Source organism: Rhizobium sp. P1_E1, from assembly GCF_056406015.1.
Genome location: NZ_JBFUAY010000188.1, coordinates 1 through 8,619, shown reverse-complemented (window position 1 = coordinate 8,619; position 8,619 = coordinate 1). Strand labels below are relative to the sequence as shown.

General features: G+C 59.0%; 7 protein-coding genes and 1 pseudogene. 3 read left to right on the top strand and 5 right to left on the bottom strand.

The window, feature by feature from the left end:
* The coding region (locus tag AC1D1Z_RS30720; RefSeq protein WP_477852626.1) for a sensor histidine kinase at nt 1–893 on the bottom strand (893 nt) is incomplete at its 3' end.
* Between the two features lie 206 nt (nt 894–1,099).
* Here AC1D1Z_RS30720 and lov point away from each other — a divergent pair.
* Nucleotides 1,100–2,156 (top strand): annotated as a pseudogene (gene lov, locus AC1D1Z_RS30715) (blue-light-activated histidine kinase).
* 2 nt (nt 2,157–2,158) lie between these two features.
* On the opposite strand, the gene AC1D1Z_RS30710 reads toward lov, so the two are convergent.
* The 3 genes from AC1D1Z_RS30710 to AC1D1Z_RS30700 form a co-directional block, all read right to left on the bottom strand.
* Nucleotides 2,159–2,980 (bottom strand): DUF1206 domain-containing protein, encoded by an 822-nt coding sequence (locus tag AC1D1Z_RS30710; protein ID WP_477852624.1) that lies wholly within the window; start codon nt 2,978–2,980, stop codon nt 2,159–2,161.
* Nucleotides 2,981–3,263: 283 nt separating this feature from the next.
* Complete coding sequence (locus AC1D1Z_RS30705; RefSeq protein ID WP_018245194.1) at nt 3,264–3,770, bottom strand: Hsp20/alpha crystallin family protein; 507 nt, start codon at nt 3,768–3,770, stop codon at nt 3,264–3,266.
* Between the two features lie 58 nt (nt 3,771–3,828).
* Complete coding sequence (locus tag AC1D1Z_RS30700) at nt 3,829–4,314, bottom strand: Hsp20 family protein (protein WP_477852623.1); 486 nt, start codon at nt 4,312–4,314, stop codon at nt 3,829–3,831.
* 444 nt (nt 4,315–4,758) lie between these two features.
* Here AC1D1Z_RS30700 and AC1D1Z_RS30695 point away from each other — a divergent pair, with 444 nt between their 5' ends.
* Together AC1D1Z_RS30695 and ligD are read left to right on the top strand one after the other, a co-directional pair.
* Nucleotides 4,759–5,070: a DUF982 domain-containing protein gene (locus AC1D1Z_RS30695; RefSeq protein WP_018245192.1), complete on the top strand. Its 312-nt coding sequence runs from the start codon at nt 4,759–4,761 to the stop codon at nt 5,068–5,070.
* A gap of 142 nt (nt 5,071–5,212) precedes the next feature.
* Nucleotides 5,213–7,858 carry a DNA ligase D gene (gene ligD / locus AC1D1Z_RS30690; protein WP_026188653.1) on the top strand — a complete coding sequence of 882 codons (2,646 nt, stop codon included), beginning with the start codon at nt 5,213–5,215 and terminating at the stop codon, nt 7,856–7,858.
* A 109-nt stretch (nt 7,859–7,967) separates the two neighbouring features.
* Here ligD and AC1D1Z_RS30685 read toward each other — a convergent pair.
* A partial coding sequence (locus AC1D1Z_RS30685) for an MFS transporter (protein WP_477852620.1) occupies nt 7,968–8,619 on the bottom strand: 652 nt, incomplete at its 5' end.

Sequence of the window (8,619 nt, the reverse complement as noted above, 5' to 3'; positions counted from 1 at the left end):
GTGCCGAACCCCTTCTTGGTTGGAGTTTCCACCGCCGGACCTCCAACCTCCTGCCAAGTGAAGTTCAGGCTCGGGGCGCCCGCCTTGTCGCCTACCGACCACTCGATTGCAACAGTCCCTGTATCCTCCGAAAGCGCACCATACTTATTGGCGTTGGTGACGAGTTCGTGCAGCACGAGGGAGAAACAAAGGGCCGCCTGTGGACTCAATTCAACGTCGGGACCGCTTGCTTTGAAACGTCCTGACGTCTGAAGTCCGAGATTAATCGCGGTAGCCTCGACAATCGTTCCCATGGTCGTGCCCAACCAATTTTGCTGCAGCAAAATATCGTGTGCTTTCGAGTAAGCATTGATCCGCGCAGAGATCGATTGTTCCGCTTCCTCCAGAGAGCTGGCGTTTCGAAAGGATTGACTGGTGATAGCCTGAACGACGGCCAGCGTGTTTTTCATGCGGTGAGAGAGTTCGTGCATCAGGACGCKCTGTCGCTCCTCGTTTTCTCTCTGCTCGGTGCGATCTCTCAGAATCTTCACAAAGCCCTCGACTTCGCCATCATCCGACGTCAGCGCCATCATCTGACCCGACGCCCAGAACAACGATCCGTCCTTGCGAACGTGCCAGCGTTCATCGTTGCCATGGCCTTCCGCTAAAGCGGCGGTCATCTCCCGTTGGAGAATCCCCGCCTGCAGGTCTTCCTGCGTGAAAATGACGGCTGCGGGCTTGCCGATAATCTCAGCCTCGTCCCATCCGAGGATCCGTCGCGCACCCTCATTCCACGTAGTCACCAGGCCATCGAGATCCATGGAGATGATCGCATACTCGATCGCGCTCTGCAGAATGGCTTCGAGAAAGCGCTCTCGGGAGCGGCTGGAACTGGAAAAGGGTTTCATGATCATATTATACGCGCGAACCTTTCAAGGCCTGCAAGGCTGAAAGGCCTCATCCTGATTTTATACCGGACGCCGTCGCGTTGGCAAAGGCCGCAGCCGTGACACGTTGTCGGGCAAGTCCCGGAGGAGCGATCGCTAAAGCCACACAACCTTCTCGGAAACAAAGATACGCGAGCCACGTTATCAAGCGACGTCTTAGTGAGCGTGGAAGCATGACAGGCCATTCGAGAGAACAACTCCACGGGGATTTGCCTTCCGCATCTTCAAAAGCAGCTTCCGCCGATCGGAAGGAGTTGGCAGCGATCGCATTTGAACGCACCCGGATGCCGATGGTCGTCACCGATGGGCGAAAGCCGGATCTTCCGATCGTGCTCGCAAACAAGGCATTCCTCGAACTGACAGGTTATGCGGCGCCTGAAGTGCTGGGGCGCAACTGTCGTTTCCTGCAGGGTCCCGCGACGTCTCCGATTGCCGTCGCCGAAATTCGTGCGGCTATCGCCGGCGAGCGTGAGGTCAGCGTCGAGATCCTCAATTATAAGAAGAGCGGTGAGCAGTTCTGGACGCTTGCATCTAAGTCCCGTCCATGGGGATGACGGAAGGATCCTGTATTTCTTTGGCTCTCAAATCGACATGACGGAGTACCGGCGGATCGAGGCACTGGAGGCCTCCGAGCATCGCCTGCTGATGGAAGTCGACCACCGATCCAACAACGTCCTGGCGATCGTCGACAGCATCGTCCGCCTGAGCAACGCCGATGACCCGGCCCTTTATGCCGCCGCTATTCAGCATCGGGTGCAGGCGCTCGCCCGTGCCCATACCTTGCTTGCTGAACGAAGATGGACAAGCATTTCTGTTGAGGAGCTTATTCGTCAACAGGTGACGCCGTTCGCGGCCACCCGCGCTTTTTTTGCCGGGCCGGATATCAGAATGGATGGGCCGGTCGTCCAGCCCCTTGCGCTCGTGTTCCATGAACTCGCTGTCAACGCAGCCCAGCACGGTGCGCTCGCCGCTGCGCGAGGCAGACTTTCAATCAGTTGGAAGCCCAAACCGTCCGGAGCAGGCTTTAATATCCGGTGGCAGGAGGTGGGCTCGCGCCCTCTGCCTACATTCGCCAAACGAGGTTTTGGCACGGTGATTGTCGGCGCAATGGTCGAAAGGCAGCTTAAAGGGCGAATTGAGAAAACTTGGTCGGAGGATGGGCTGCTTATAGACATTGAGATCCCATCGGCAGGCTCGACCTATGACGGCACCTTGGCACCGGAACACTGATGTCAAGAACCTGCCMTCGGGATCGAACGCTTAGCGTCCGCCAACGATGGGCTCCTAACGATGCGGTACCGTGCCTCGACAAGATTATAGAGTCCGAAAGCCGCCAATCCAACGGCGACCGCGACATACAGAAAGGATCCTAGCGGAAGCTGGCGCAGCCATTCCAGGGCGTCGCCCATGCTACCGGCTTGTCCAGGATCCACCCTGAAACCTGCATAGGCGAAAAGTACTCCGGTAGCCGCAAACACCACGCCGCGGGCGACAAGGCCATAGATGCATACCAACGTCACGATACCCTTGTGATCAGGTATCTGAAGGTGGCGCTCGAACTTCCTGGTGATGCCCTTCACGGCCGTCACGACGCCGCCGATGATGAAGCCGGCGCCGACCGCGATCGCAAAGTAGGATCCAAACGGCTGCGACATGATCCATCCTGCCAGATCCTTCTCACCAGAAGCTTCGCTACCTCCTCCCAGGAAAAAGGCGTTCCCGAGCGCATATGCGGCAAGCCCGAGATAGGTGATGGCGCTGCCAAAGAGCGCGGATCGGATCGCCAATGCCTTCCCGTCCCTACCGTGGCCGTCGCTGTCTGCCAGGGACTGCGCCAACCTCCAGGCAACAAATCCTAGAAGGCCGAGCCCGATCAATCCGACCCATACGCGACCGAGCGGCTGTCCAAGGAGTGCTGAAAGCGCGGATTTCGTTTCGGGCCGGCCACCGGCCACGCCGGAGAAGAGAGCAAGCCCGGCCACAAGGAGAAAGACAACGCCGCGCGCCGCATAGCCGCCTTTGGCGAGCACATCAAATCGATTTCCCTTGGTCATCAGCGGTCCCGTCGGTTTCAGCGCGCCATATTCAACGCGCCAACTCGCTGAAAGTTTGCTGGAGACCGGCAACGATGCAGCCACAGAACGGCGGGGCCATATCCTGGTGACGGAACGCCACAGGTGGGCTGGTTGTTGTCGGCGACCATTTGAATGCGACAATACCGAAGCGTTGCCATCATGTGGCAACCTCGCTGCCAATACAGCGAGATTGGCAGCAGGGCCTGACAATCGCATGCCACTGCTGCCAAACAACGCGCATCACCCCAAACACATCTCTCTTTTAGCTATTGATCGTGATGCGCTTAGCAGTCGATTGTTCCGACCCCGAGCGGGGCAGAGTGACAGTCAAAACGCCATTCCTGAAGGAGGCCGAGATTCTGTCTTCCTCTACCTCGCTGTTTAAGGAAAGACGGCGTTCGAAGCGGCCATAGAACCGCTCGGAGAACTGCCGGTCTTTGTCGTCGTTTTCGCCAAGCTTTTCACCCCGGATGGTCAAGACGCCGTTGTCGAGCAAGACTTCAACGTCTTTCTCGTCCATGCCAGGAATATCAGCGGTGACGCGGATTTCCTTCTCGGTTTCCGAGACGTCGATCTTCGGCCAGGAGCTTTCAAACATGAAGCCAGAACCGCTGGCCGGGAACCGATGCTCGAAGCCACGGAAGACATCATCAAACAGCCTGTTCATCTCGCGATGAAGCGCCAAGAACGGATTATGATCTCTGCCTGCATAGTCGGTCGGAACCGTACTCTTGCCGCGGCCCCGCGAAATTAGATCACGAACACTCATCTGTACCTCCATGTCTGGCCGCGCCGGCAAGTCCGGCGCCGGCCGTCATCTAGTTCGATTATGCAACCTGCTTTCCGCCTTCGATCTGAAGCGGTGCAGTCTGCTTTTCAACCTGCTGGGCTTCGCTGGCGCCGATGGGAATGCGCCGCGGCTTCATCTCTTCGGGGATCTCCAGTTTCAACTCGACCGACAGAAGACCGTTTTTCAGGCTTGCCCCAGACACCTTGACATGGTCGGCGAGCTCGAAGCGCCGCTCGAACGACCGGCCCGCGATGCCGTGATGCAGATATTGCGCGTCCTCCTTATCGGCTTTCTCACCAGCAATAATGAGCACGTTTCGCTCATGCGTGATCGAAAGGTCCTCCTCGCCGAAACCCGCGACAGCAATGACGATGCGGTAGTCGTCATCGCCCGCCTTGACAATATTGTAAGGCGGCCAAGTGTCGACAGGTTGAACCCGCTGCGCATTGTTGAGGAGGTTGAAAACGCGGTCAAAGCCGATGCTGGACTGGTAAAGGGGGGCGAAGTCGAATTCGTTTCTCATAGCCATATCCTCCGTAAAGCAACATGGAATGAAGACGCATTGGAAACTTGCGTCTCCACCAATTCAGCCCCGTTAGTGGCGGCTGACGAAACTGATTTGGTTGCGGAGTTTTCAGGGTTCAAGAGCACCCCAGACAAAAATTGGCACTCTGGACACTAGAGTGCTAAAATTGGGTGTACCATTGATGAGCTGCCGTTTTCTGAACGGCATTTTCTAAGGCCGATTGTTGAAAAGGCGCTCTCATAGTCACGCCAACAGGCGCGCCGTTCTTGACCGTGTGATGCCCATCGACTTTTCACGCATGTCCCCGCCGGGCAATCGCAGGCGCAATGGTGAACGGCCCGTTGATCACCAAGGGGATTTGTCTGACGGGCCTTGAACGATCGGCTACCCCCCACAATATCATTTTCATCAGGACCATTGGTGGCATGAAAGGAGGAAAAGATGCCGCTGAACGATGTTCTATGGACCCAGCCGGTGAGAATCCGGCTGCAGTGCGGTTTGGAGCGCACCTTCGCAGGCGCATACGACGCCTTGGATTTTCTCGAGAACGAATGGCCGCTGCGTCATGGTGAGCGCCATCAACGCGCAGTGAAAACGTGTCGTGGCGTCCTCAACGGCAGCATTCCCAGCATCGTCGCGCGCGAAGCCTTCGTGGCGGCTTGCCTCGAAGCGGGCATGCCATCCGTTCTGGCCCCGTGGAAGAGAAAGCCGACCACGCATCCGGCTCGGCCAGCGCGTCTCGTTGCCAATTAAAGGAGAATCGATGACCTCGCCTCCGATGAGGCGAGGTCTAGCATAAGCGCCGCTTTTCCCGTTATTTGGCTGGACGAACGCCGTGATGGAACTTCTGAGTGCCAGCCGGCATTTCGCTGTCGGGACTGTTTCGGGAACGACCATGGCCAGCGATAAACTGTCGACCTATCGATCGAAGCGCGACTTTCAAAAAACGGCCGAACCGAGCGGCGAAAAGCGCCTCGCGCGCAGCAACCGTCGTCGTTTCGTCATCCAGAAGCACGACGCGACCCGACTGCATTACGATTTGCGCCTCGAACTCGACGGCGTCTTCAAGTCTTGGGCTGTCACCAAAGGCCCGTCCCTCGATCCGCACGACAAGCGGCTGGCCGTCGAAGTGGAAGATCACCCGCTGGACTACGGTGATTTCGAAGGCACCATTCCGAAAGGCCAGTATGGCGGCGGCACTGTCATGCTCTGGGATCGCGGTTATTGGGAGCCGGAAGGAAAGAAGAGCCCGGAGCAGGCGCTGGCGAAAGGCGATTTCAAATTCACGCTGGAAGGCAAACGCCTGCATGGCAGCTTCGTGCTGGTGCGCATGCGCAACGACCGCGACCGTGGCAGCCGGACAAACTGGCTGCTGATCAAGCACCACGACGAATTCTCGGTCGAGGAAAACGGCGCGGCCACACTTGAGGAAAACCAGACATCAGTTGCCTCTGGCCGTACCATGGAAATGATTGCCGCCGGCAAGGGACGAAAGCCCAAGCCCTTCATGGTCGAGGGCGGCGACGTTCAAGCCGATGCCGTCTGGGACAGCAATCACGGACTGGCTGCCGAAGAGCGAAAAGAAGACACTGGAGCTGATCGGAAGGCGAAAACGGCCACAAAGGTTGATCTACCGGATTTCATTGCGCCACAGCTCTGCCAGACCCTGGAGCGTCCGCCCGCCGGCACCGGCTGGATTCACGAGATCAAGTTCGACGGCTACCGTATCCAGATGCGCGTACTGGACGGGGAGGCGACGCTGAAGACCAGGAAAGGGCTCGACTGGACGACAAAATATCCCGAGATCGCCGAGGCGGCATCGACACTGCCCGATGCGATCATCGACGGCGAGATCTGCGCCCTCGACGATAATGGCGTTCCTGATTTCGCGGCCCTGCAGGCGGCCCTTTCGGAAGGCAAGACCGGCGAACTCGTCTATTTCGCATTCGACCTTCTCTATGAGGGTGGCGAGGACGTGCGATCTCTACCGCTCGTCGAGCGCAAGGCGCGGCTTCAAAGGCTTCTGTCCGACGCCGGCAGCGATCCGCGCATCCGTTTCGTCGAGCATTTCGAAACGGGCGGTGATGCAGTTCTCCGGTCTGCCTGCAAGCTCTCACTGGAAGGCATCGTCTCGAAAGAGGCCGATGCACCCTATCAATCCGGCCGCACCGAAAACTGGGCGAAGTCGAAATGCCGCGCCGGCCACGAGGTGGTGATCGGCGCCTATGCCAAGACCAACGGGAAATTCCGATCCCTGCTGGTCGGCGTCTATCACGGCGACCACTTCGTCTATGTCGGCCGCGTCGGCACGGGATATGGCGCAAAGAAAGTGGAAACGCTGCTTCCGAAGTTGAAAGCGCTCGAGACGGCGAAATCGCCCTTCACCGGCATCGGCGCGCCGAAGAAGGAGGCCGAGGTCACGTGGCTGAAGCCCGAGCTCGTGGCGGAAATCGAATTCGCAGGCTGGACGGCCGACGGTATTGTCCGGCAGGCGGCCTTCAAAGGGCTGCGCACGGACAAGCCGGCCAAGGAGGTCAAGGCCGAACGGCCGGCGAAACCCGCGCAGACAGACGTGCCGCAGCCGGTGGCGGAGACGAAGGCCATGCCGGTCCGGCGAAAGGGCGCCAAGGCCGAGGTCATGGGCGTGACGATTTCCAACCCCGACAAGCCGCTATGGCCTGATGCCAATGATGGCAAACCTGTCACCAAGGAGGAACTGGCCCGTTACTACGAAATGGTCGGTTCCTGGCTGATCGAGCACATCAAGGGACGGCCATGTTCCATCATCCGGACGCCCGACGGCATCGGTGGCGAGCAGTTTTTCCAGCGCCATGCGATGCCCGGCACCTCCAACCTGCTTGAACTGGTGAAGGTCTTCGGCGACAAAAAGCCTTATTTGCAGATCGACCGCGTCGAAGGCCTTGCTGCCGTCGCGCAGATCGGTGGCGTCGAGCTGCATCCCTGGAATTGTGAACCGCATCAGCCTGAGGTGCCGGGCCGGCTCGTCTTCGACCTTGATCCAGGTCCGGACGTGCCATTCTCCGCGGTCGTTTCGGCAGCCCGCGAAATGCGGGACCGTCTCGACGAGTTGGGCCTGGTCAGCTTTTGCAAGACCACTGGTGGCAAGGGCCTGCACGTCGTCACGCCACTCGCAATCAACAAGCGCAAGCCGCTTTCGTGGGCGCAAGCGAAGGGTTTTGCCCACGACGTCTGCCAGCAGATGGCGCGTGACAATCCCGATCTCTATCTGATCAAGATGACCAAGAGCCTGAGGGATGGCCGGATCTTCCTCGATTATCTGCGCAATGACCGGATGGCGACGGCAGTGGCACCTTTGTCGCCCCGTGCCCGGCCGGGTGCCACCGTCTCGATGCCGTTGACATGGACACAGGTCAAATCGGATCTCGACCCGAAGCGCTTCACCATCCGCACCGTCCCGACCATCCTCTCGAAATCATCGGCCTGGGACGATTATTGCGATGGCCGGCGGCCACTGGAACAAGCGATCAAGCATCTCGGCAAGGGGCGAGTTGCCGTATGATCTCGCCGCTCTTCGAAAAGGCCTGACCGGCAAAAATCAGGCGGCGATTGCGGCGAAGATGCTAACATATAATAGCCCTTGTGCCCGGCAGCGGCAGCATCGGCAGATGCTACTCGGCCTGCACACTCTGGTCCTTCGGCAGCAAAATCGTCATCGCCGCCGCGACGGCGGCCGTAACTGCAACGGCGAGATAGATGCCGCTGAAACTCTGGGTCGATGTCTTGATCACGGCGCCAAAGAAGTTCCCTGTGGTGCCGCCGATGCCTTGGAACACGGTGCAGATGCCTAAGACAGTCACCGCGACGCGGGGCGTGGCGCGATGTGAGACGTAGGCCGGCAGCAGGCCATAGATCGGATAAAAACCCAGCGAAAAGAAGATGCCTGACAGGAGCGAGAGTTCCATGGAGGGATCGAGGACTACGAGGGCGCCGGCGGCGAGGAAGCTTGAGTAACAAGCGAGCATGGCATGGCGCGCTCCGAGGCGCGACGATATTGTGCCAATGGCGAAGCCTGCGCTGATCCCCACCGCCCCGATCGTTGCCCAGAGCCATGAGGCAAAGCCGACGGAATAGCCGAGTTCCTCGCGCAGGAACGGCGAGAGATAGGTGAGATAGGGATATGGCATCAGGCCGTTGATGAAGCCGAGCGCGAAGATCAGCGCCACCCATGGCATGATGGAGCGCAGGCTTGCTGAACTGCCGGCAGTAGGCGCGCGCGTTTCGTGACTTGTCCCGCTGTCGAAGAGGCCGGCCCGCCCGAAG

What these genes read in the sequence shown, in the direction of transcription:
- AC1D1Z_RS30705 (WP_018245194.1), bottom strand. Translation starts at nt 3,770, where the DNA reads ATGAGTGTTCGTGATCTAATTTCGCGGGGCCGCGGCAAGAGTACGGTT.
- AC1D1Z_RS30700 (WP_477852623.1), bottom strand. Translation starts at nt 4,314, where the DNA reads ATGAGAAACGAATTCGACTTCGCCCCCCTTTACCAGTCCAGCATCGGC.
- AC1D1Z_RS30695 (WP_018245192.1), top strand. Translation starts at nt 4,759, where the DNA reads ATGCCGCTGAACGATGTTCTATGGACCCAGCCGGTGAGAATCCGGCTG.
- ligD (WP_026188653.1), top strand. Translation starts at nt 5,213, where the DNA reads ATGGCCAGCGATAAACTGTCGACCTATCGATCGAAGCGCGACTTTCAA.